This is a genomic window from Microbacterium sp. USTB-Y (genome assembly GCF_023703415.1).
Lineage (GTDB): Bacteria > Actinomycetota > Actinomycetes > Actinomycetales > Microbacteriaceae > Microbacterium.
The window spans coordinates 1-22,227 of the sequence record NZ_JAGMTU010000001.1; the positions used below are offsets into that span (position 1 = coordinate 1).

18 protein-coding genes are annotated in these 22,227 nt (G+C 70.2%); 4 read left to right on the forward strand and 14 right to left on the reverse strand.

Translation table 11 applies throughout. From position 1 onward, the window contains the following. Positions 1–164: 164 nt before the first annotated feature. The 7 genes from J8G10_RS00005 to J8G10_RS00035 form a co-directional block, all read right to left on the reverse strand. Positions 165–1,553 (reverse strand): aminotransferase class III-fold pyridoxal phosphate-dependent enzyme, encoded by a 1,389-nt coding sequence (locus J8G10_RS00005; protein ID WP_251438422.1) that lies wholly within the window; start codon positions 1,551–1,553, stop codon positions 165–167. Beyond that, on the reverse strand, positions 1,550–2,911 hold the full coding sequence (gene accC / locus J8G10_RS00010; protein WP_251438423.1) for an acetyl-CoA carboxylase biotin carboxylase subunit: 1,362 nt from the start codon (positions 2,909–2,911) through the stop codon (positions 1,550–1,552). Before accC ends, J8G10_RS00005 begins: the two co-directional genes overlap by 4 nt. A gap of 70 nt (positions 2,912–2,981) precedes the next feature. Beyond that, positions 2,982–3,539 (reverse strand): acetyl-CoA carboxylase biotin carboxyl carrier protein, encoded by a 558-nt coding sequence (gene accB / locus J8G10_RS00015; protein WP_251438424.1) that lies wholly within the window; start codon positions 3,537–3,539, stop codon positions 2,982–2,984. Beyond that, positions 3,529–5,070, reverse strand: a complete 1,542-nt coding sequence (locus tag J8G10_RS00020) for a pyruvate carboxylase subunit B (protein ID WP_251438425.1) — start codon at positions 5,068–5,070, stop codon at positions 3,529–3,531. Before J8G10_RS00020 ends, accB begins: the two co-directional genes overlap by 11 nt. Before the next feature lie 31 nt (positions 5,071–5,101). After that, on the reverse strand, positions 5,102–6,163 hold the full coding sequence (locus J8G10_RS00025) for a hypothetical protein (RefSeq protein ID WP_251438426.1): 1,062 nt from the start codon (positions 6,161–6,163) through the stop codon (positions 5,102–5,104). 384 nt (positions 6,164–6,547) lie between these two features. After that, positions 6,548–7,978 carry an APC family permease gene (locus J8G10_RS00030; RefSeq protein WP_251438427.1) on the reverse strand — a complete coding sequence of 477 codons (1,431 nt, stop codon included), beginning with the start codon at positions 7,976–7,978 and terminating at the stop codon, positions 6,548–6,550. A gap of 61 nt (positions 7,979–8,039) precedes the next feature. Next, positions 8,040–9,152 carry an alcohol dehydrogenase catalytic domain-containing protein gene (locus J8G10_RS00035; protein ID WP_251438428.1) on the reverse strand — a complete coding sequence of 371 codons (1,113 nt, stop codon included), beginning with the start codon at positions 9,150–9,152 and terminating at the stop codon, positions 8,040–8,042. Positions 9,153–9,292: 140 nt separating this feature from the next. Here J8G10_RS00035 and J8G10_RS00040 point away from each other — a divergent pair, with 140 nt between their 5' ends. Next, positions 9,293–10,771 carry a CdaR family transcriptional regulator gene (locus tag J8G10_RS00040; RefSeq protein ID WP_251438429.1) on the forward strand — a complete coding sequence of 493 codons (1,479 nt, stop codon included), beginning with the start codon at positions 9,293–9,295 and terminating at the stop codon, positions 10,769–10,771. A 93-nt stretch (positions 10,772–10,864) separates the two neighbouring features. Here J8G10_RS00040 and J8G10_RS00045 read toward each other — a convergent pair whose 3' ends face one another. The 3 genes from J8G10_RS00045 to J8G10_RS00055 form a co-directional block, all read right to left on the reverse strand. Then, a complete protein-coding gene (locus J8G10_RS00045; protein WP_251438430.1) occupies positions 10,865–12,241 on the reverse strand; it encodes an NAD-dependent succinate-semialdehyde dehydrogenase in 1,377 nt (458 codons plus the stop codon). A 553-nt stretch (positions 12,242–12,794) separates the two neighbouring features. Continuing rightward, positions 12,795–13,424 (reverse strand): TetR/AcrR family transcriptional regulator, encoded by a 630-nt coding sequence (locus J8G10_RS00050; protein ID WP_251438431.1) that lies wholly within the window; start codon positions 13,422–13,424, stop codon positions 12,795–12,797. Positions 13,425–13,464: 40 nt separating this feature from the next. After that, positions 13,465–14,025, reverse strand: a complete 561-nt coding sequence (locus J8G10_RS00055) for a helix-turn-helix domain-containing protein (RefSeq protein ID WP_251438432.1) — start codon at positions 14,023–14,025, stop codon at positions 13,465–13,467. Between the two features lie 69 nt (positions 14,026–14,094). On the opposite strand from J8G10_RS00055, the gene J8G10_RS00060 reads away from it, so the two are divergent. After that, positions 14,095–15,066, forward strand: a complete 972-nt coding sequence (locus J8G10_RS00060; RefSeq protein WP_251438433.1) for an NAD(P)/FAD-dependent oxidoreductase — start codon at positions 14,095–14,097, stop codon at positions 15,064–15,066. Here the strand turns inward: J8G10_RS00060 and J8G10_RS00065 are convergent. Beyond that, entirely contained in the window at positions 15,047–16,870 is a 1,824-nt protein-coding gene (locus J8G10_RS00065) for an ABC-F family ATP-binding cassette domain-containing protein (protein ID WP_251438434.1), read from the reverse strand. The two genes, J8G10_RS00060 and J8G10_RS00065, sit on opposite strands and share 20 nt — an antisense overlap. 60 nt (positions 16,871–16,930) lie before the next feature. Continuing rightward, complete coding sequence (locus tag J8G10_RS00070; protein ID WP_251438435.1) at positions 16,931–17,698, reverse strand: biotin--[acetyl-CoA-carboxylase] ligase; 768 nt, start codon at positions 17,696–17,698, stop codon at positions 16,931–16,933. Between the two features lie 169 nt (positions 17,699–17,867). On the opposite strand from J8G10_RS00070, the gene J8G10_RS00075 reads away from it, so the two are divergent. After that, a complete protein-coding gene (locus J8G10_RS00075; protein WP_251438436.1) occupies positions 17,868–19,457 on the forward strand; it encodes an acyl-CoA carboxylase subunit beta in 1,590 nt (529 codons plus the stop codon). Continuing rightward, a complete protein-coding gene (locus tag J8G10_RS00080; protein WP_251438437.1) occupies positions 19,454–19,678 on the forward strand; it encodes an acyl-CoA carboxylase subunit epsilon in 225 nt (74 codons plus the stop codon). Before J8G10_RS00075 ends, J8G10_RS00080 begins: the two co-directional genes overlap by 4 nt. Positions 19,679–19,984: 306 nt before the next feature. Here the strand turns inward: J8G10_RS00080 and J8G10_RS00085 are convergent, their stop codons facing one another. Together J8G10_RS00085 and J8G10_RS00090 are read right to left on the reverse strand one after the other, a co-directional pair. After that, the gene (locus tag J8G10_RS00085) at positions 19,985–20,995 is read right to left on the reverse strand and encodes a hypothetical protein (protein WP_251438438.1); all 1,011 of its coding nucleotides are present in this window, start codon (positions 20,993–20,995) and stop codon (positions 19,985–19,987) included. After that, a complete protein-coding gene (locus J8G10_RS00090; protein WP_251438439.1) occupies positions 20,992–22,218 on the reverse strand; it encodes a sensor histidine kinase in 1,227 nt (408 codons plus the stop codon). Before J8G10_RS00090 ends, J8G10_RS00085 begins: the two co-directional genes overlap by 4 nt. Positions 22,219–22,227: the final 9 nt, after the last annotated feature.

Consider the following 22,227-nt stretch of genomic DNA (forward strand, 5'->3'; position numbering starts at 1 on the left):
CCCCGAAGGACCCAGCATCGAGAAGAACTCCCCCTCCGCGATCTCCAGATCCACACCATCCACAGCAGTCACAGACCCGAACGCACGCGTGAGTCCGGTCAATCTGATCGCAGGCCGTCTGTCACTCATGAGCATCTCCCTCGATGTCTCGCTCACGGAGTCCGTCAGGACCCGGGTCCGTCGAGGCTGCGGATCCCGTCGATGATCACCTGGATGCCGTCCCGGAAGAGGTCGGGCTCGATGACGATGGGCGGCAGCAGCCGGATGACGTTCTCGTGCACTCCGTTGGTGAGCGCGAGCACGCCGTGGGCGTGGCAGTAGCGCGTGACGGCCTTGGCCCGCTCGGACGAGGGAACCAGAGTGTCCTCGTCGCCGAACTCGATGCCGATCATGGCGCCGCGGGTGCGCACGTCGATCACGCCGTTGCCCGCGCCCACGAGGGGACGCAGCATCTCGAGCGCGATCTCGCCGAGCGCGGTCGCCCGCTCCAGGACGCCGTCCGAGTCGATCTGCTCGAAGACGGCGAGCGCCGCCTCGCACGAGAGCGGGTTGCCGATGTACGTCCCGCCGAGCCCGGCGGAGTGGATGGCGTTCATGACCTCGGCGCGCCCGGTCACGGAGCTCAACGGCATGCCGTTGGCCAGCGCCTTCGCGGCGACGAGCAGATCGGGCACGACGCCCTCGTGCTCGATCGCCCAGATCCGCCCGGTGCGCCCCATCCCGCTCTGCACCTCGTCCGCGATCAGCAGGATGCCGAACTCGTCGGCGATCTCGCGCAGCCCGGCGAGGAAACCGGGCAGCGGGATCAGGCACCCCGCCTCGCCGAGGATCGGTTCGATGATGATCGCGGCGAAGGCGGCGGCATCGTTCTCGACCAGAGCGGCGCGCACCTGCTCCAGGAACGAGTCCACGGAGCCGGCATCGTCACGCGGCGATGTCGGCACGGGCGCGTGCACCACGTCCTCCGAGAACGGGCCGAATCCGGTCTTGTACGGGTGCGACTTCGACGTCAGCGACATCGTCATGTGGGTGCGCCCGTGATACGCACCGGTGAACGCGAGCACCTTGCGCCGGCCGGTCACGTAGCGCGCGATCTTCACGGCGTTCTCGTTGGCCTCGGCGCCGGTCGTGAACAGTGCGGAGCGCTTCTCGTGATCGCCGGGGGTGTGCTCGTTGAGCCATCGGCAGACCTCGACGTAACTCTCGTACTCGGTGGTCATGAAGCACGTGTGCGTGAAACGGTCCAGCTGCGTCCGTATGCGCTCGCGCACCCGCGCGTTCGAGGCGCCGAGAGCCGTCGGCCCCAGCCCCGACGCGAGGTCGACGATCCGATTGCCGTCGAGATCGAGGAGGATCCCCCCGTCGGCGCGCTCGATGAACACCGGCAGCTGCGCCCCGATCCCGTTCGAGACCTGAGCCCGGCGCTCCTCCATCAGCGCGCGCGAACGCGGGCCGGGGATCTCTGTGGCGAGGTGCCGCGTCTGCGGAACGCGCTGAAGCGCCGTGGATCCGGCCGGCGTGTATCCGGCGTGAATGGTGTCCGTCGTGGTCATGCCCGTCGCTCCTCCATGAACTCGGCGATGTAGCCGGTGTTGAACGCACCGCTGCGGAACCTCGGGCTGTCCAGGACCTCCTCGTGGAATCGGGCGGTCGTGACGACCCCCTCGATCCGCATCTCCTGCAGGGCGCGCAGGGCCCTGGCGATCGCCTCGTCCCGATCCCGGCCCCAGCAGATGAGCTTGCCGACCATCGAGTCGTAGAACGGCGGGATGGTGGCACCGCTCTCCAGATGCGTGTCCAGCCGGACGCCGAAGCCGCCCGGGGCGCGGAACTCGCGGATGGTCCCGGGGCGAGGGGCGAAGCCGTTGTCCGCGTCCTCGGCGTTCACACGGCACTCGATCGCGTGTCCTCGGATCTGCACATCGTCCTGAGCGATCTCCAGGGGCTGTCCCCCGGCGATGAGGAGCTGCAGCTTGATCAGGTCGATCCCGGTGATCATCTCCGTGACGGGGTGCTCGACCTGGATCCGGGTGTTCATCTCGATGAAGTAGTACTCGCCGGTGCCGTTGTCGTAGACGAACTCCACGGTGCCGGCGTTGACGTAGCCGACCTCGCGGCACAGTGCGACGGCCGCCTGAGCGAGTCCTTGGCGGGTGGCGTCGTCGAGCACCGGCGACGGAGCCTCCTCGACGAGCTTCTGATTGCGGCGCTGCGCGGTGCAGTCGCGTTCGCCGAGGTGCAGCGTGGTCGTGCCGTCCGAGATCACCTGGATCTCGATGTGCCGGATGTCGGTGAGGTAGCGCTCGATGTAGACCGACGGATCCCCGAAGGCGACCTCCGCCTCCGCCATGATCTCGGCGAGATCGCTCGCGAGGGTGTCCGCGGTCTGGACGACGCGGAGCCCGCGTCCGCCGCCGCCGGCCGCCGCCTTGATCAGCAGCGGGAAGCCGACCTGCTCGGCGACCGCGAAGGCCTCGTCCGGGTCGGCGATGGCGCCGTCGGAGCCGGGGACGGTCGGGACGCCGGCGCGGCGGGCGATCTTCTTGGCCTCGATCTTGTCGCCCATCCGGCGGATGACCTCCGCCGAGGGACCGACGAAGCCGACGCCCTCGGCCTCGCAGAGCGCGACGAAGTCGGAGTTCTCGGAGAGGAATCCGTAGCCGGGATGGATCGCGTCCGCACCGGTGAGCTGCGCGGCGGCGATGATCGCGGACGGATCGCGATAGCTGAGCTTCACGGACGCGGGTCCGATGCAGATCGCCTGGTCGGCGAGCCGGACGGGCAGCGAGTCGCGATCCGCCTCGGAATGCGCGAGGATGCTGCGGATCCCGAGCTCCTTGCAGGCGCGGATCACGCGCAGCGCGATCTCTCCGCGGTTCGCGATCAGGACGCTCGAAAGCTTCTGTGTCATGGGGTCACTCCCTCGTGCGGTTCGGGCCCGGGCGGCCTCGACGGGCCGCCCGGGTGCGGTCGGAGCCTGTTCAGGCGCTCTTGCGGATCACGATCAGCGGCTGCCCGTACTCGACGAGCGACTCGTTCTCCACGAGCACGCGGACGACCGTTCCGGCGACGCCGGCCTCGATGTTGTTCATGAGCTTCATCACCTCGACGATGCCCAGCACCGTGTCGGGCTGGACGGCGTCCCCCGCCGTGACGAACGCCGGCGCCCCGGGCTGCGGCGCGGCGTAGAACATGCCGAGCATGGGCGCGGTGACGACCACCTCGTCGGCCGCGAGCGCCGCCGGTTCGGCTGCTGCGGGCGTCGCGGCCGCCGGCTCAGCGGCCGGCGCGGGTGCTGCCGCAGCAGCCACGGCGGGCGCCACCGGGACGGGAGCAGCGGTCGCAGCGGGTGCTGCCGGCGCCGCGGGAGCAGCGACCGGGGCGGGTGCTGCCGGTGCGAGGACGCTCGCGCCGTTGTTGCGCGAGACGTGCAGCTCCACATCGCCGAACGTGAGCGACAGTTCGCGGACGTCCTCCGCGACGTTCACCCAGTCGAGGATCGCCTTGAGCTCTTTCAGGTCGGGCGAGTTATCGGCCATCTTCGTTGTCTCCTTTGTCCAGGGCGATCCGCAGATCGCCGCTCTTGAGCACCTGGCGTCCCGTCGAGGTGCTGTCGTACAGCGCGGTGATGAGGTCGAGCGTCGGCATCCGCTTCTCCGACGGCGCGCCGCCGGACGCGACCACGCGTTTCATGTCGTCCACCTGCGTTCCGGCGAACTGCGCGCGCAGCAGCCAGGTGTCGATGTCCTCGTCCGGGTAGCGCTCCTGCAGCGACGGCATCATCGGCGGGATCGGCGCCGGCTCCTCCGCGATGTTGGATGCGCCGTTCGCCAGGATCTTCTCGAGCGCCTCCGGATCGAGGGGCGCGAGCGGCTTGCCGTAGTAGCCGAGGGCGTACTTCTTCACCTCGTTCGGCACGACCTTGTAGCGTTCCCCGCTCATCACGTTCATCACGGCCTGCGTGCCCACGTGCTGGGCGAACGGCGTGATCATGATCGGGTAGGCCAGCTCGGCCCGCACCCGCGCGACCTCGAGCATCAGCTCGTCGAAACGGTCGGCGAGACCCGCCGCCTCGAGCTGCGACTGGAAGTTCGAGAGCATTCCGCCCGGAGTCTGATGCATGTAGTGCATGCCGGTGTACTCGGCCGGCGCGCCGATCGGCTTGCCCTCTTCCTCGGCGATCCGGGTCAGCGTCCTGCTGATCCCAGCGATGCGCTCGTCATCGACGTTCACGGTGTAGCCGAGCGCGCGCAGATCGCGCACGGTGCCCTGGGTGGAGGGCTGCGCGTTGCCGGTCGCGAGCGGGTAGATCGAGGTGTGCAGCGAGTCCGCACCCAGTTCGACCGCCTCGAGGCAGACGAGGGGCGCGAGGCCGGTGAGGCTGTGGGTGTGCACCTCGAGGGGGCGGTCCCCGATCACCGCCTTCAGCGCGGGGACGAGCGTGCGGATCCGGTCCGGCGTCAGCAGCCCTCCCGCGTCCTTGAGCATGATGCGATCGACATCGGCCTTCTCGATCAGCTCCTGCGCCTTGGCGACGAACAGCTCGTCCGTGTGCACGGGCGACTCGCAGAACGACACCGCACCGAAGGTCTCGGCGCCGAGGCTCTTGGCGCGCAGGAGGGAGGCCGCGATGTTGTCGACGTCGTTGAGCCCGTCGAACGCGCCGATCTCGCGGAAGCCGTTCGCGACGAGGCGGTCGACCCAGGCGGCGATCACGTCGTCCGGGAGGAAGTCGAAAGTGGCGAGGTTCTTCGACCGGATCAGTGCGCGGAACGTCGTGTTCGGCGCGTGCTTGTGCATGAGCCGGACGCGCTCCCAGGGATCCTCCTTGAGGTAGCGGACCGAGACGTCGAACTGGATCGGTGCGACCAGATCCACGTGCTCGAAGCCCGCCGCGTCGAACTCCTCGATCATCTCGAGCATGTGCGCGGTGCGCATGCGCGTCGCCCACAGGCTCTGGTGGCCATCGCGCAGCGTGGTGTCGATGATCTTCACCTCGCGCCTGCTCCCCGGGGGCCTTCCGCCCCTGCTCATCAGCTCGGCGATGTTGACCGGTGTACTCTGGGTCATCCGCTCGCTCCTCTCCACTCGTGCTGTTCGGTCATCGCGCCGCGGCGGGCGCGGGAATGCTGTGGTCCGCGGCGTTCGCACGGGCCGCGAACCTCCTCACCGGGATGTCCGCCATGGTCAGCAGGCCGGGCGCGGCGCCGGGGACTCGGGGGATCGCATTGGCGGCGACCGCCACGGTCGAGGCGTAGCTGTCGATCTGTCCGGCGGTGAACTCGAGCGTCTGCCCGGCGCTCTCGATGCGCCACGCACCGCCCTCCGGGAACGGATCCCCGTCGCGGAAGATCCCGAAGTCGATGACCGCCTCGATCACGGTCTCGCCGTCGATCACGCCGCGAGCGGCGTGCCGGATCACGGCGACCGTGCCCGCCTCCAGGGTCACGTGCGTCGCCTCGCGCGCGCTCTCGGCGAGGAGCACGGGCGCGGGGTCGTCGACGACGATCTCGTCCAGCTCCCAGCCGAGCCCGTCGGCGAGCGCCGCAACCGACTCGCGGAAGCCGACGTGTCCGATCACGTGACCTGCGTCGCGTTCCGCGGCGAACTGCTCGGCGGTGAGGCCGAACCCGAACTTGGAGAGGATGCCGCCGTATCCGGACATCTCGGCCGTGCGTCGCATCGCCACCCGGGCCACGTCCAGGGTGAGGCTGCTCAGCAGCAGTGGGAGCGTGTCCAGGAGGATGCCGGGGTTGCAGCCGGTTCCGAGGACCGTGAGACCGGCGTCCCGCGCACGCTCGTCGATCCGGCGGGCGACGGGCTCGTGGTCGAAGAACCCGAACCCGAGCTCCTCGCAGATGCTGACGACGTTCATCCCGCGATCCAGGAGGGCGTTGATGAGGGGCTCGACCTGATCGATGAACGAGGTGGTCGCCACGAACGCGATGTCCGCATCCGCGGCATCCGCGATCGCCGCCGTGATGCGCGCCTCCGGGACGGCACCGGGGATGATCGCGTCGAGACGCGTGCCCGCGAGGCCCGGCGCCGGATCGATCGCCCCGACGACCTCGCAGCGGGATCCCGCTGCGAGGCGGACGCCCACGGCGCGGCCGACCGCGCCCAGACCGACGAGCAGGACCTTCGGGGTGTCTTCGGCGTACACGGATGCTCCTTCGCAGAGGGTTCGGGAAGACGGCGCGGAGCAGCGCTGTCAGGCCGCTTCGGGGCGTTCGGGACTGGGCCGGCCTCAGGTCGGCCGACGAGGATCCGCACTCAGCAGTGAGTCGAATCTTTCTTGACTAAATGCTACGAGAGTTGTCAGAAAATTCTTCAGAAGCAGCAATATCACGTGGATTCTTTGTGTCTTGCTCCCGGTGTCGAAGATTCTTCGCTTCGGGCACCGCACCGGACGCGCACGCCGAATTATCTTCGGCGATCAGTGCAGACGACGCTGCTCGCCCACCATCACGGGCGGCTCCGGCCCGCAACGCAGCGAGCGCCGGGGCATCCCTGTTCGGATGCCCCGGCGCTCGCCGTTCGGCCGTACTCAGCCGATGCCGCTGAGCGAGTCGGTCTCGGTGTTGCCGATCCGGCTCAGGACCTCGGGACGGGTCCTGCGGACGTGGATGAACCAGCCGATGCCGACGAGCATCGTCGCCGCGAAGAGGTACGGAAGCAGGTTCAGCGGGAACGCCGGCACCGGCCAGACGTTGGCGAAGAAGATGTAGGTCATGGCCAGCACGGAGATCGTCGCGCACACCGTGACGAGCGTGCGCGGCATCCCCATCTTCCGCACGTACACCGCACAGGCGAAGGCCACGAGCGCATAGGCGACCATGTAGCCGTACACGCCGTAGGTGTCGAGCCACACCACGATCTCCATCGGGTGCCCTCCCGCGAGGAGCAGGATGATGTTGACGACGACCGAGAGGGCTCCGCCGAAGATCAGCACCCGGTGCGGGGTGAGATGCTTCCTGTGCGTGCGGCCCAGGCTCTCGTGCACCACGCCCTCCTTCCCCATCACGTAGACGATCCGTCCGAGCACGTTCAGCGCGGCGATGCACACTGCGGAGAACGAGGCCGCGACGCCGAACAGCAGGAACATCGTGTACCAGCCGGGCATCCCGATCTTGTCGGCGATGTCCTGCAGCGGGTTCGCCGACGTCGCGAGCTTGTCTCCGAGGACGGCGATCTGCGTGTATGCGCCGAAGAGGTAGATCAGGCCGATTCCGACGACGCTCCACATGATCACGCGGGGAATGGTCTTGTACGGGTTCTTGGCCTCACGCCCGAGCGCGTCGGCCGACGAGAATCCCGCGAAGCCGAGGACGCCCAGCACCATACCCGCGGCGACCCCCTGCGGCGGTGCGCCGTCGAACGTGAACTGGTTCGGATCCCATGCAGCAGGGCCGCTCACGACGAGCGACGTGATGAACAGCGTCAGGATGATGAGGACCGACGCGATCTCGAGCACGAACGAGACGCGTGCGGAGATCTGGATCCCCTGGATGGTGAAGAAGGTCGTGACGACGCCGAGCACCACGGTCAGCACGATGAAGCCGATCACCCCGGCGGTCGGGATGCCGAACGCGTGCAACAGGTCGGAGGCGTAGGACACCCCGCCGCTGAGCGAACCCGCGGTGACGCCCCAGCAGCCGATGATCAGCGCCAGCCCGGCGATGTACGCGGCCGTCGGTCCGAGGGACTTCGACACATAGGTGTAGATCGAGCCGGCCGACGCGTTCTTGCGCGCGAAGACCGCGACGCACCAGCCGACGCTGAGGATCACGATCGTCGCGAGCAGGAGCGACAGCAGGGTGCCGTTGCCCGCGCTGACGAAGATCGCGGCGGCCGTGAAGGCGAGGACCGCGCTCGGGGCGATGTTGGCGATGGCCTGGGCGCCGAGTTCGGCTCCCCCCATCACGCCGCGACGCAGCCCGGCGTCGACGTGCGTGGATTGCTTCTCTGTCAGGGTCATCGTGCGCTCTCCTTCGAGCAGATCGGGTGTGTCGGGTACACGCTGATCGCGTCGGGTGCGATCAGGGGATGAGCAGCGTGCGCAGCACGCCGCCCGCTTCGAGGTCGTCCAGGGCTTCGGCGGCCTCGCTCAGGGGCCGGCGGCCCGAGATGAGCGGGTCGAGCTTGAGCTGGCCGTCCATGTAGCGGTCGACCAGCGCGGGGATGTCGATGGACGGGCGCACCGAGCCGTAGTTCGAGCCGAGGATGCGCTGGTCGGCCTCGGCGAGCGCCAGCGGCTCGAACGACGCCGTGGCACCCGTGGGGGGCAACCCCACGATCACGGCGGCCCCGCCAAGACCGAGCATGCGGATCGCCTGCTCGGTCGTGAAGGTGCGCCCGATCGCGTCGAAGGCGTAGTCGACGCCGTCCGGGATCAGCGCGAACAGCTGCTCGACGGAGTCGCCCTTCGAGGCGTCGATGCGGTCGGTCGCACCGAACTGCAGGGCCATCGCGGTCTTCTCCGGCACGACGTCGATCGCGATGATGCGCTCGGCACCGGCGAGCTTCGCGCCCTGCACCACGTTCAGGCCGACCCCGCCGCAGCCGATCACGGCGACGGTGGATCCGGGCTCCACAGCGGCGGTGTTGGTCACGGCGCCGACTCCCGTGGCGACCGCGCAGCCCACCACGGAGATCACGTCGAGCGGCGCATCGTCGCGCACCTTGATCGCGCCGGAGGCGGGCACGACGACCTCTTCGGCGAACGAGGAGACGCCGAGGTAGTGGTGCAGCGTCTCCCTCTCGCCGTGCTCGTCGGTCCGGCTCATCCGCGACGTGCCGTCGAAGAGCACGCCGTTCGGGGCGACCAGGGTCGCGACCTTCTGGCAGCGCGCCTCGTGCCCCTGCAGGCAGTAGCGGCACTCGCCGCACGGCGGCACCCAGCTGAGCACGACGTGGTCGCCGACGGCGAGCGAGGTCACGCCCTCGCCCAGCTCCACGACCGTGCCGGAGCCTTCGTGGCCCATCACCATCGGCACCGCGGCGTCCCAGTCGCCCTGACGCACGTGCAGGTCGGAATGGCACACGCCGGCGGCGGCGATCTTGACGCGCACCTCTCCCGCCTTGGGGGCCGCGAGCTCCACATCGGTGAGCACGACCGGGGTCTGCGTGTCACGGAACACGACTGCCTTCATGGCTTCTTCTCCTTTGAATGCCGCACACGAGAGCCGCGCGCATCAGAACTACGGCGATGCTAGAGAGCCGCGTGCCGCTCTGTCACTGTGCCAATCGTCGATATCTCGATTCGCTCACGGACACTTGGTACAGTCACGTCATGGCGCTCGACATCCAGACCGTCGCTCGTGCGGTGCGCGGGACCCTCATCGTCGGGCAGTTGCCGGGGCACATTCCGATCGACGGCCTGGCCCGACTGAGCGAGTACGTGGTCGTCGCGAATCGGAACTTCGCGACGCTGCTGACCGGCGGGACGGACGAGCTGCACGATCGCCTCGCCCCCGGCTCGCCGACATCGGAGACCACCGTGCGCGGTGTGTTCGTCACCGACGACGACAGTGCACGGCTGCGCGCCGCGCTCACGGAGAACCGCATGACGGCGATCCTGGGCGCGCAGCTCCCCGGCGAGCCCGAGACCGCTGCGGGGACGGTGCCTCCCGCCGCGCTTCACGCCCAGCTGTCCGCGATCCTCTCCGAGGACCAGGCCGCTTCCGACCGGCTGGTGACGGCCGGCACCAAGGTGCTCACCCAGGTCGCCCGACGCGGTGGCGCCCCCGCGGTGATCGCCGAGCTCGCGCATCGCATCGACGGATGGGCGGTCCTCCTCGACGCGCACGGCCAGATGATCACGAGCGCAGGAGCGGGCCGTCTGCACATCGACGATGCGACGGCGGTCGCCCTCGGCCGCCCGGTGCGCGTGCGGCATCCGGGGCTGCAGGTGCACCAGGTCGGATCCGACCGGGATCTCACCGGCTACCTCGTCATCGCCTCCCGTTCCAGCGTGACCAGCCGCAATCGCGATCTCGCATCGCAGTCGGCGGCGCTCTTCGACCTGGTGCTGCGCACGCGCGACCCTTCGCTGACGGAGCGGCTGGGGCGCGAGGCGCTGATGGGAGTGCTGCTCGCGGGCGGGAGCGAGGCCGGGCGACTGCTGCGCCGGTGGGGCGTGCACGAGGCGGGCCTCACCGCCTTCCACCTGGGGACCCGGACCCGCACGATCGATCTCGAGCGTCTCACCGTGCGCTGGCTCGACGAACTGGGCGCCGAGCACATCTTCGTCGGCGGCGGCGGCCGGGTTCGCGGGTTCGTCCCGGATGCCCTGGCGGACGAGCTCGCGGCCCGCGTCCAGGCGTTCACCCCGCTCGGAAGCGGCCGCGCGCACCTGGGGCTCGGGCTCCCCGCGTCGGTCGAGCTCCTCCGGCGCAGCGCGCTGCAGGCGAAGCAGGCCCTCGACACGGCGATCGAGGACGGACAGACGGTCCTGCGCTATTCGGAGCTGCCCACGGTCGAGCTCGTGCTGGACGCGATGGGCGACGAGTCCTCGGCACAGCTGGCGGCCGTGCTCGACGGGCTCCGCGAACCTGACGGCGACCATGGAGTCCTGACCGACACGCTGCGCGTCTTCCTCGCAGAGCACGGCGCGCAACGCGCCACCGCGTCACGGCTCGGCATCCATCGCCAGACGCTGACCTCGCGCGTGCGGAGGATCGAGGAGCTGACCGGGCTGTCCCTGGACCGCGCCGACGACCGCGCGGCAGCCTGGCTCGCGCTGCGCGCACTCGGGCTCTCCACGCCGTGAACCGGGGACCGGCGGACCCCAGCGGGCCCCGATGCGTGCGGGGCGCACCAGGGCCCGCCGGTGCGCGAGCGGCCGTGGAGCCGGGAGGGACGGCTACTCGGCGACGAAGTAGAGCCGCTTGTTCGCGAACTCGCCGATGCCGACCGGCCCCATCTCTCGTCCGAAACCGGAGCGCTTGACCCCGCCGAACGGGATGTCGGCCCCCTCCGCCGCGATGATGTTGACGTGGGCCATGCCGACCTCGAGTTTCGAGGCCACGCGGGCGGCACGGGCCTCGTCGGTCGAGAACACCGAGCCGCCCAGGCCGAGCGCACAGTCGTTCGCGAGGTCCAGTGCCTCCTCGTCGCTGTGCACCCGGTACACGGTGGCCACCGGCCCGAAGACCTCCTCGCGGTAGGAGTCGGAGTCACGCGGCACATCGACGAGCACCGCGGGCGAGTAGTACGCGCCGGGACCATCCGACAGCACGCCGCCGGCGAGCAGGCGGGCACCCTCGGAAATCGCCTTCTTCACCTGGGCGTCCACCGTCTCTGCTGCGGCCCGGGTGGACAGCGGCGTGTACTCCCCCGCCCCCAGGTCCAGCTGGTCACCGGGCTTCAGGCCTTCGGCGAGCGAGATCAGCTCGGCGACGAACTCGTCGTAGATGTCGTCCATGACGATGAGCCGCTTGTTCGAGTTGCAGACCTGACCACCGTTGTAGATGCGGTTCTCCCACGCCGTCCGGGCGATCCCCGGCACATCGTCGGAATCGAGCACGACCATCGGGTCGATGCCGCCGAGCTCGAGCACGCACTTCTTCAGGTTCGCGCCCGCCTGGGCGCCGATGATCGCCCCCGCTCCTTCGGAACCGGTCAGGGAAACGCCCTGCACACGGGGATCCGCGATGATCGTCGCGATCTGCTCGTGCGAGGCGAACAGCGCCTGATACCCCCCGATCGGCACTCCCGCGGCCTCCATGATCTCCTGGATCAGCAGGTTGGACCGGGTGCAGATGTCCGCGTGCTTGAGCAGGATGGTATTGCCGAGTACCAGGTTCGGCGCTGCGAAGCGGGCCACCTGGTAGTAGGGGAAGTTCCACGGCATGACGCCGAGCAGCGCGCCGATCGGCAGATGCTCGATGACGGCCTTGCCGGGAACCGAGCTCGGGATCTCGTAATCGGTGATGAGCCCGGGCCCGTGCACCCCGTAGTAGTCGATGATCGATGCGGCGAAGTCGACCTCCTCGAGCGCCAGGTCCGTCGACTTGCCCATCTCGAGCGAGATCGCACGCGCCAGCTCCTCCCGCCGCTCGGTGAAGATCTCCGCGATGCGCCGCACGATCCCCGCGCGGTCCTGGACGCTGCGATCACGCCATTCTCGATAGGCCGCGTCGGCAGCGGCGAGCTGCTGCTCGATCTGCCCATCGCTCGCCGACTCGAACGACTCGATGATCTCGCCCGTCGCGGGGTTCTGAACTCGGTACTTCGCCATGGTTCTGCTCCTGTCTTCCTCGGGTCCGCTCTCGGGCCGGCTCGGGGCCCGGCGCAGACTCCGCGCCGAGGGACGCACGATCGTCGACATCGACTCTTCGCTATGCGGAATCTGCTTCGCATCACGAAGTCTAGGCGATGTGCACCGACAGAGGAAGCGCTACTCGATGCGGAGGGTGGTGGCGCGGATCACGGCCGCCAGGTCCGCGGAGCGGCGGGTGCGGCCCGGCGGGGCACGCGTCGCTTCGGCCGATCAGCCTGTCCCCGGACAGGCGGTCGCGCGCCTGACGGCCGCCGCCGCGCCCGACGCGCCATACCCTGACCCGACCTCGGCGGGATCCGGAAGATCAGCCGCGCGTACTCCAGGGGCGCGGCGAGGCAGGAGCACAGCCCCCGGACCGCCCGTCCGATGACCCGCGAACCGTGAGCCCGTCGCCGTCGATACCCGCATCGACGGCGACGGGCTGCAGTCCCCAGCGCGTAGACGATCGTCTACACTTCCCCGCGAGCGAGGCTAGCACGACGGCGCGCACGGATCGAGCGGGGACGCAGGCTCAGGCTCCGAGACGCCGGATCACATCCGCCACGACCTCGCCGGAATCCGGGATCCCGATCCCGGTGAGCGCGGCCTGCACGAAGAGAAGTTCGCGTTGAGGTCCGAAATCCTCGGTGAACCGTGCCGAGGAGAGGAACCCCGTCAGCAGCACGACGAGGAACTGCACCGCCTCCTCGACGGGACAGACGAGGGGGCACCCCTCCTCCCGAACCGCTGCGGTCAGGGGGGCGCGCAGCACGTCCGCGACCATGCGACGCAGCGGCAGGACCCGGCGAGCATCGATCGCCGGGTCCTGCGCGAGAAGGACCGCCGCCGCGAACACGGGGTCGGTGCGCCAGGCCGCGGAGATCCCGCCGATCGCGAAGATGCAGGCGCGGATGGAACTCGCGGGGAACGCGTCCTGCGCGGCGCGCAGGATTCCGGGTCCCCGGCGCACGGCTTCGGCGATGATCGCCTCGACGAGATCGTCCTTCGTCGGGAAGTGGCGACTGAACGCGCCCTTCGTGAGTCCGATCCGCTCCGCCGTCCGGGACAGCGACGCCGCGGTGTAGCCGCGTGCGACGATCTCCTCGGCTGCGGCGACCAGGAGCTTCGCCCGTGTCGCGTCCGCCGCCGCTCCCGGGTTCATGGCCTCAGGATACCGAGCGAGGCGCGAGCCGCCGAGGGGATCATGCGGGATCGGCGACGTGCGTGTGCATCCGGACGCCTTCGTCGTTGAAGATGCTGATGATCTGGGCCGGACGCCCGCCTGCCGCGGACATCGCATGCGGCGTGCGGGTGTCGAACTCGGCAGCCTCCCCGCGACCGAGGATGAGATCCTGCGCGCCGAGCCGGAGACGCAGCCGTCCCGAGATCACGGAGAACCACTCGTAGCCGTCGTGCACGCGCAGCGCAGGGAGCCGGCCCGTCGGCGGGTAGGTGATCCGGTAGGTGTGCACGGGAGACCCCTCCGGTGAGAGCGGGACGATGACGAGTCCGTCGCGGCGGATCTCCGAGCGGCGGATGCGAGGGTCCGGGGTCTCATCGGGCAGGAGGACGTCGAGCCGGATGCCCAGGCGCCGGGTCAGCGGCAGCAGCAGCTCCAGACTCGCCTGGCGTTTTCCCGACTCCAGGCGGGACAGCGTGCTGGCCGACATCTCGGCCTTCTCCGCCAGCTCGTCGAGCGTCCAGCCGCGGGCACGGCGAGCCGCCCGCAGCCGCGGTCCCACCTGCGCGAGCTCGTCGTCCATGGCGTTCCCTCTCTTGCTGAATCTGCAAAGTCACTTGCGCTTCTGTGATCCTACCCATGGACTGGACCCATGGAAGCACTGAACTCCCCCTCCTCGTGCTGGGATGCGATCGTCATCGGCGGCGGAGCGGCCGGCCTCTCCGCCGCCCTCCTGCTCGGACGGGCGAGACGCCGCACGCTGGTCGTCGATGCCGGCGAGCCCCGCAACCGCTTTGCGGCGCACATGCACGGCGTCCTCGGCAACGAGGGGACTCCCCCGCTGGATCTCGTGCGGCGCGGCAGGGCGGAGGCCGGGGCCTACGGCGTCGCGTTCCGCGAGGCCGCGGTGGCGATGGTGAGCGAGGACGGAGACCGCCTCGCGGTCGTCCTCGACGACGGCAACGAGGAGAGCACCCGCGCGATCGTGGTCGCCAGCGGGATCAGCGACGACCTCGCCGCGATCCCCGGGCTCGCAGAGCGCTGGGGCACGAGCGTGCTGCACTGCCCGTACTGCCACGGCTGGGAGGTGCGCGACCGTCGTCTTGCCGTGCTCGCCAGCTCGCCCGCGTCCCTGCATCAGGCGAAGATGGTGCGGCAATGGAGCGACCAGGTCGTCCTCTTCTCGGCCGGGCTCGGCGCGCTCGACACCGAGGAGGAGCGCCTGCTGCGCTCCCGCGGCGTGGAGATCGTCTCGTCGCCGGCGGTCGAGGTGATCGGCGACGGGACCGCGGTCTCGGCGATCCGCACCGCCGACGGCGTGGAGCACTCCGTCGACGCGGTGTTCACCGGCGGCCGGCCGGTGCCGCACGACGGATTCCTGGGCGACCTCGGGCTCGCCCGCGTGGAGTTCCCGTCGGGGCTCGGATCCTTCCTCGAGGTGGACGCGACCGGGAGGACGTCGCACGCGCGCATCTGGGCGGCGGGCAATGTCGTGAACCCCATGGCGACGGTCCCGATGGCGATCGGCGCGGGCGCGATGGCCGGGGCCGCAGTCAACGGGGCGCTCGTCGAGGAGGACTTCCGGCTCGCGGACGAGGCCCGGCTCAGCCCAGCTGCTCGGTGAGCTCGAACCAGCGCAGCTCGAGTTCCTCGACCTCCGCCTCCTGCGCCGAGATCTCCTTCATCTTCTCGCCGAGGCCCGCATAGTCGGACTGGTCGTGGTCGGCGAGGGCGTGCTTGGCCGTGTCGATCTGCGCCGCCAGCTTCTGCATGCGACGTTCGAGCGCGGTGACCTCCTTCTCCGCGGCACGGCGATCGGCGCCGCTCAGCGCCGGCTCGGCAGTCGGAGCGGAGACGGATCCGGATCCCGCTCCCGTCTCCTTCGGGTGGCTCTGCTCGAGCGCCCGCAGCCGCAGGTACTCGTCCACGCCGCCGGGCAGGTGCCGCAGGCGACGGTCCAGGATCGCGTACTGCTGATCGGTGACGCGCTCCAGGAAGTACCGGTCGTGGCTCACCACGAGGAGCGTCCCCGGCCAGGAGTCGAGGAGGTCCTCGATCGCGGCGAGCATGTCGGTGTCCATGTCGTTCGTGGGCTCGTCGAGGATCATCACGTTGGGCTGATCCAGCAGCACGAGCAGGAGCTGCAGGCGGCGCTGCTGGCCTCCGGAGAGGTCCTTGACCGGGGTGGACAGCTGCGCCGAGGAGAATCCGAGGCGCTCCAGCAGCTGTCCCGGGGTGAGCTCTGCGGCCTTGGACCCGGTGCCGAACGTGTACGTCGTGCGCAGGCGCCCGATCACGACCCGCACGGGTTCGTCCCAGACGTCCTGCAGCTCGTCGAGCCGCTGGGTCAGCGTGCGCACCTGCACGGTCTTGCCGTGCTTGACCCTGCCGCTCGTCGGCGCCAGGCTGCCTGCGACGAGGCTCAGCAGCGTCGACTTGCCGGCGCCGTTGACGCCGAGGATGCCGGTGCGCTCGCCCGGCGCGATCCGCCATTCCACGTCGCGCAGCACCTCGCGCTCCGGGGCGGATCCGCTCGCCGGGAAGGTCACGCCCGCGTCGATGAGGTCGACGACGTCCTTGCCGAGCCGCGAGACGGCGAGCGACTGCAGCGCGATGCGGTCGCGGATCTCGGGCACGTCGGAGATGAGCTCGTTCGCGGCGTCGATGCGGAACTTGGGCTTGGAGGTGCGGGCGGGAGCGCCGCGGCGCAGCCAGGCGAGCTCCTTGCGGGCGAGGTTCTGGCGCTTCGCCTCGCTCGCCGCCGCCATCCGGTCGCGCTCGACGCGCTGCAGGATGTAGGCGGCGTACCCGCCCTCGAAGGGCTCGACGATCCGGTCGTGCACCTCCCAGGTCTCTGTGCACACCTCGTCCAGGAACCAGCGGTCGTGCGTGACGACCATGAGCGCGCCCTGACTCGCCGGCCAGCGCCGCTTCAGGTGCTCGGCGAGCCAGCCGATCGCCTCGACGTCGAGGTGGTTGGTGGGCTCGTCCAGCGCGATGATGTCCCAGTCGCCGGCGAGCAGCTTCGCGAGCGCCACGCGGCGGCGCTGCCCCCCGGACAGGTCGGCGACGGAGGCGTTCCAGTCGAGGTCGCTCACGAGGCCGTCGATCACGTCGCGAACCTTCGGATCCCCCGCCCACTCGTGCTCGGGGGTGTCGCCGACGATCGCCGCGCCGACTGTGAGCGCGTCGTCGAGCACGTCGGCCTGGTCGAGCACCCCGATCGTGGTGCCGCCGCGGACGGTCACCCGCCCCGCATCGGGGTCCAGCCGCCCCGCGAGCATCGCGAGGAGGCTCGACTTGCCGTCGCCGTTGCGACCGACGATGCCGATCCGGTCGCCCTCCTCGATGCCGAGGGTCACGGAGTCGAAGACGATGCGGGTGGGGAACTCGAGGTGGAGGCCTTCGGCCCCGAGAAGATGTGCCATGTCGGCTTCCAGGGTAGTCGGGCCGCCCCGGAAGCCGCCGAGCCGGCGGGCGCGCTCTGCTCAGGCGAGGCGCAGGTGCACGATGTCACCCGCGGCGATGCGGTGCTCCGTTCCGTCCGCGGACACGATCAGGCAGCCGTCCGCGCCGAGCCCGGTCGCCTCGCCGATCAGTTCGGCGCCCCCGGGAAGCATCACCCGGACGGTGCGGCCGAGCGTGTCGCAGCGCGCGGCGACGGCGTCGCGCAGACCGCTCGCGACGGCGGAGCCGTGCTCCGAGAGCGCTTCGATCCATCCGTCCAGCCGCGCCAGATAGCCGGCGACGAGCAGATCGACGTCGACGTCCGCTCCCTCGACCGCGAACGAGGTGGCGGTCTCCACGGGGAGCTGCTCGGCCGTCATCGCCGTGTTCACGCCGGAACCGACGATCACGACGTCGGCCCCGGTGGCCTCCGCGAGGATGCCGCAGATCTTGCGATCGCCCACCAGGACGTCGTTCGGCCACTTCACGCCCACGCTCCGTTCGGGCAGCTGCGCGGCGATCGCATCGGCCATGGCGAGACCCGCCGCGAGCGGGATCCAGCCGCGCTCCGCGAGGGGGACCCGCGGCACCCGCAGCAGCACCGACAGCGCCAGCGCGGATCCCGCCGGTGCCGTCCAGACCCGGTCGAGCCGCCCGCGCCCGGCGACCTGGTCCTCGGTGAGGATCGCCGACAGGTGCGGCCACCCCTCCGCGTCGCCCGCGTGCGCACGCAGGTCGGCGTTCGTGGACCCGGTGGACGCGACGACGTCGAGCCGCGCCGCGGCGGCCGTGCTGTGCGGGAAGCTCATGCGGTCACCCTACCGAGCGCTCGATACTCGAGTCGTCTCCCTGAGCACGGCCTATCGGTCGTGCTCAGGGAGACGACTCGAGTATCGGAGGGTCCGTACAGAGGATCCCGCCCCGGAGTTGTGCCTCTCATCCAACGGGCGCCGAGGCCCCGGCGCTAATGTGGGAACCGTGACGGACACGCCTGACCTCTACACGACCGCCGGCAAGATCGCCGACCTCCGCCGCCGCTACGACGAGGCCGTCGTCTCGGCCGAGGCGAAGGCCAAGGAGAAGCAGCACGCCAAGGGCAAGATGACCGCCCGCGAGCGCATCGAGCTGCTGGTGGATCCGGGCAGCTTCGTCGAGTTCGACGAGTACGTGCGTCACCGCACCACCGCCTTCGGGATGGACAAGAACCGCCCCTACGGCGACTCGGTCGTCACGGGCGTCGGCACCATCAACGGCCGCACGGTCGCCGTGTACTCGCAGGACTTCACGACGTTCGGAGGCTCGCTCGGCGAGGTCTCCGGCGACAAGATCATCAAGATCATGGAGTTCGCCCTGCGCAGCGGCGTGCCCATCATCGGAATCCTCGACTCGGGCGGCGCCCGCATCCAGGAGGGCGTGCTCGCGCTCAGCAAGTACGGCGAGATCTTCCGCGCGAACACCCGCTCGTCGGGCGTCATCCCGCAGATCTCGATCATCATGGGGCCGGCTGCCGGCGGTGCCGTGTACGGCCCGGCGCTCACCGACTTCGTGATCATGGTCGACAAGACCAGCCAGATGTTCGTGACCGGCCCCGACGTCATCAAGACCGTCACCGGCGAGGACGTGGGGATGGAGGAGCTCGGCGGCGCCTACACGCACAACACCCGCTCGGGCGTCGCGCACTACCTCGCCGAGGACGAGGACGACGCGATCGACTATGCCCGCACCCTGCTCGGCTTCCTGCCGGACAACAACATGGCGGAGCTGCCCACCTACTCCAGCGACTTCGAGTTCGAGACCACGGACGCCGACCGCACGCTGAACACCCTCATCCCGGACTCGGCGAACCAGCCCTATGACATCCACACCGTCATCGAGCGCGTCGTCGACGGCGCGGAGTTCCTCGAGGTGCAGCCGCTGTTCGCGCCCAACATCGTGATCGGCTTCGGCCGGGTCGAGGGACGCTCGGTCGGCATCATCGCCAACCAGCCGTCGCAGATGGCGGGAACGCTGAACATCGAGGCCGGCGAGAAGGCCAGCCGCTTCGTCCGCTTCTGCGACGCGTTCTCCATCCCGATCGTCACGCTGGTCGACGTGCCCGGCTACCTCCCCGGCACCGACCAGGAGTGGACGGGCGTGATCCGCCGTGGCGCGAAGCTCATCTACGCCTACGCCGAGGCCACGGTGCCGCTGGTGACCGTGATCCTGCGCAAGGCCTACGGCGGCGCGTACATCGTCATGGGATCCAAGCAGCTCGGCGCCGACGTGAACCTCGCCTGGCCCACCGCGGAGATCGCCGTCATGGGCGGCCAGGGCGCGGTGAACATCCTCTACCGCGGCGAGATCAAGCGCGCCGAGGAGGCCGGCGAGGACGTCGCCGCCGTGCGCACGCGCCTCGCGAACGAGTACACCTACAACGTCACCAGCCCGTTCCTGGCCGCCGAGCGCGGCGAGATCGACGGGATCATCGAGCCGGCGAACACCCGCGTCTCCATCGCGAAGGCGCTGCGCGCCCTGCGCGGAAAGCGCGCCGAGCTGCCCCCGAAGAAGCACGGGAACATCCCGCTGTGAGCGGCGAGGACGCGGCCGACGCGGTCGAGATCCAGGTGCTCCGCGGCTCCGCCACCGAGGAGGAGCTCGCGGCGCTCATCGCCGTGCTCTCCGAGGCCTTCGTGGCCGAGGAGGCCGATGCGGTGGCCGCCGAGAAGCCCGTCTCCGCCTGGGGGCGCACGCAGCGCGGTCTGCGCGCGCCGCTCCGGCGCGACATCCCCTGGGGACGCTTCGCGGGCTGAGCGGAGCCCGCGCGGAGGGGGTCCGCGCGCAGGATTTTCGCCTGCGTCTGGATTTGTCCCCCAAAATACCTACAGACATCCTGGGGACGACCCGGAAGACTCTTTCTTGCAACGCTTCGCGTTCGACCGGATCTCTGCCACAGGGTAGGTAGACGATCTCCGGTCTTTGCGGACGGTTTTCGGGTAACTGTTCCGCACTGGCGAGGGGTGTGCGGCTTCGCCGCCCCTCGCCCTTTCTTCTTCTCCGGCTCCCTCCGACGCACGCGCGCCCCTCTCGGGCTCTGCGCCCGCGGACCCCGGATCCGGTCAGTGCGCCGAGGAATCCCGCGGGATCTCGCGCCAGAGCTCGACCGAGTCCTCATCGGACGACTCCCCCGCCGCCGTGCGCCCGACCACGGTGACCGCGATCCGGGCGTCCTTGGGCGCGCGGATGATGAGCCGCGCCGAGGACGCGTCGGAGAGCACCTCGGCCAGCTCCTCCCTGATGCGGCTCTTGTCCTGATCGTCGAGCCCGTCCAGACCGCCGTCGTCGAAGACCGTGACCGACGCGCCCCGTGCGCGCGCCGACTCGATCGCGGCGCGGGCGCGCTCGTTCAGCAGATCGCCGCCGCGGATCTCGTCGCGCAGCCGCCCCTCGGCCAGGTGCGCGATGCGCCGCTCCTCGTCGGAGAGCTCGCCGCGGGTCTCGATGACGCGCGCCAGCACCGGTCCCGCCACGGTGAGGGCGTACTGCACGCGCTCGCGGCGCTCGCGCTGCCGCACGATCTGCGTCGCCTGCCAGGCGGAGGCCGCCTGCTGGATCCCCGCGAGGCGATCGGTGTCGCGCACCGCTCGCCGCCAGAACGCGACGAGCAGCTGGGCGATCACCATCCACACGGTCGATCCGACCAGCCCCAGGCCGAGGGCGTCGAAGAACCCGATCCAGGCCGTCGAGGCGATCGTGAGCAACAGCAGCACCAGCCATCCGGCCAGGGGCCGGCGCCGCACGATGCAGACGACGCCGGTCAGGCCGACGGATCCGATGTACCAGGTCGCGTAAGGCGCGCGCAGCGCGGCCGGATCCAGGCCGAGGTTGCTCAGCTGCGGGATCGCGATCGCGGACACCAGGGCCAGAGCGGCCGCCCACCGCGGCATCTGCGCCGAGCGCCCCGCGCCGACGAGGGCGATCACCGCGAAGGAGGCCAGGTAGATGGCGACCGCGAGCAGCACCAGCAGGGGGCGCGGCGGCGGCGCCGTCCACCACAGGGCGCGGGCGGCGAAGTAACAGGCGAACACGAGCGCGAGCCCGGTGGCGACGATGCGGACGGTGAGCCTCATGACTGCGACCACCCCAGCGTCACGACGGTGCCGCGGCGATCCGAGTCGATCGTGGCGACCCCGCCCACCGCCGCCATCCGCGCCACGATCGACGCGCGGATGCCGAGGCGATCCGCGCCGACCTGGGCCGGATCGAATCCGCCTCCGGTGTCGCTGACCTTGACGGTGAGCCCGGTGTCGCCGTGCCCCTCCACGACCACGGAGAGCCCGCGCCCGGCGGCGTGCGTGACGGCGTTGCCGATCGCCTGCCGTGCCGCGAGGGCCATCGCCCGCGCCACGCGATCGGGAACGGCGCCGTGCCCGAACTGCTCGACGTCGATCGCGAGTCCCATCTGCACCACCGCGCGGCGGAGATCCTCGGCGAGCAGCTCGACCTGCACGGGCTCCTCGCTGCCCTCCTGCGCCGGCGCCTCCGCGTTCGCGAGGCGGGTGAGCGCCTCCCGCGCCATGTCGACCGCGAGCGCGCGCGCCCGTTCCGTCTCCGCGCGCTCCGCGGCGATCAGGGCCGCCAGCACGCTGTCGTGCATGAGAGCGGCCACGGCGACGCGCTCATGCTCGGTGGCCTCCGCCGCAGCGGCCTCGGTGTACAGCGCGACCGCGCGTCCGCGTGCATCGTCGACGCCGTTGGCGACCGAGCGGAACATCCAGCCGAGGGCGACCAGCACCGCACCCAGGATCAGCGTGAACGACACGTCGAACGCGGTGACGATCCAGAAGTCGGGGGCGAAGTCGCCCTGGATCAGCCGCACGGTGCCGTAGAGCAGCGGCCCGATGAGCACCCAGGCCACCTGTACGCCGAGGGGGAACGCGACGACGGCGGCCACCCCGGCGACGTTGACGAGGAAGAAGATCCAGGGCTGGTCCGACGGGTCCAGATCCTTGTGGGCCGCGACGAACGGCCAGAGCCCGAGGTCGATGATGTAGGCGACGAAGAAGACGCCCGCCGCGATGCGCACGGCGCGTCCGATCGCGCAGCAGAGCAGCATCACGATCCACGGCACGAAGACGAGCGCCATCATGCCGATGTGCGGACCGTCGACGAGCCGCATCTTGATGATCGCGTTGACCAGCGCCTGGGTGCCGAGGGCGAGCGCGCCCACTCCGACGACGATGACGATGATGCGCTCGATGCGCCGTCCGGCGAAGCGCTCCAGCTCCTGCCCGACCTCGCCCGGCGTCGGGATCTTCTCCCACGCCTCCCTGAGTCCCTGAGCGCCCGACATGCTCTAGCC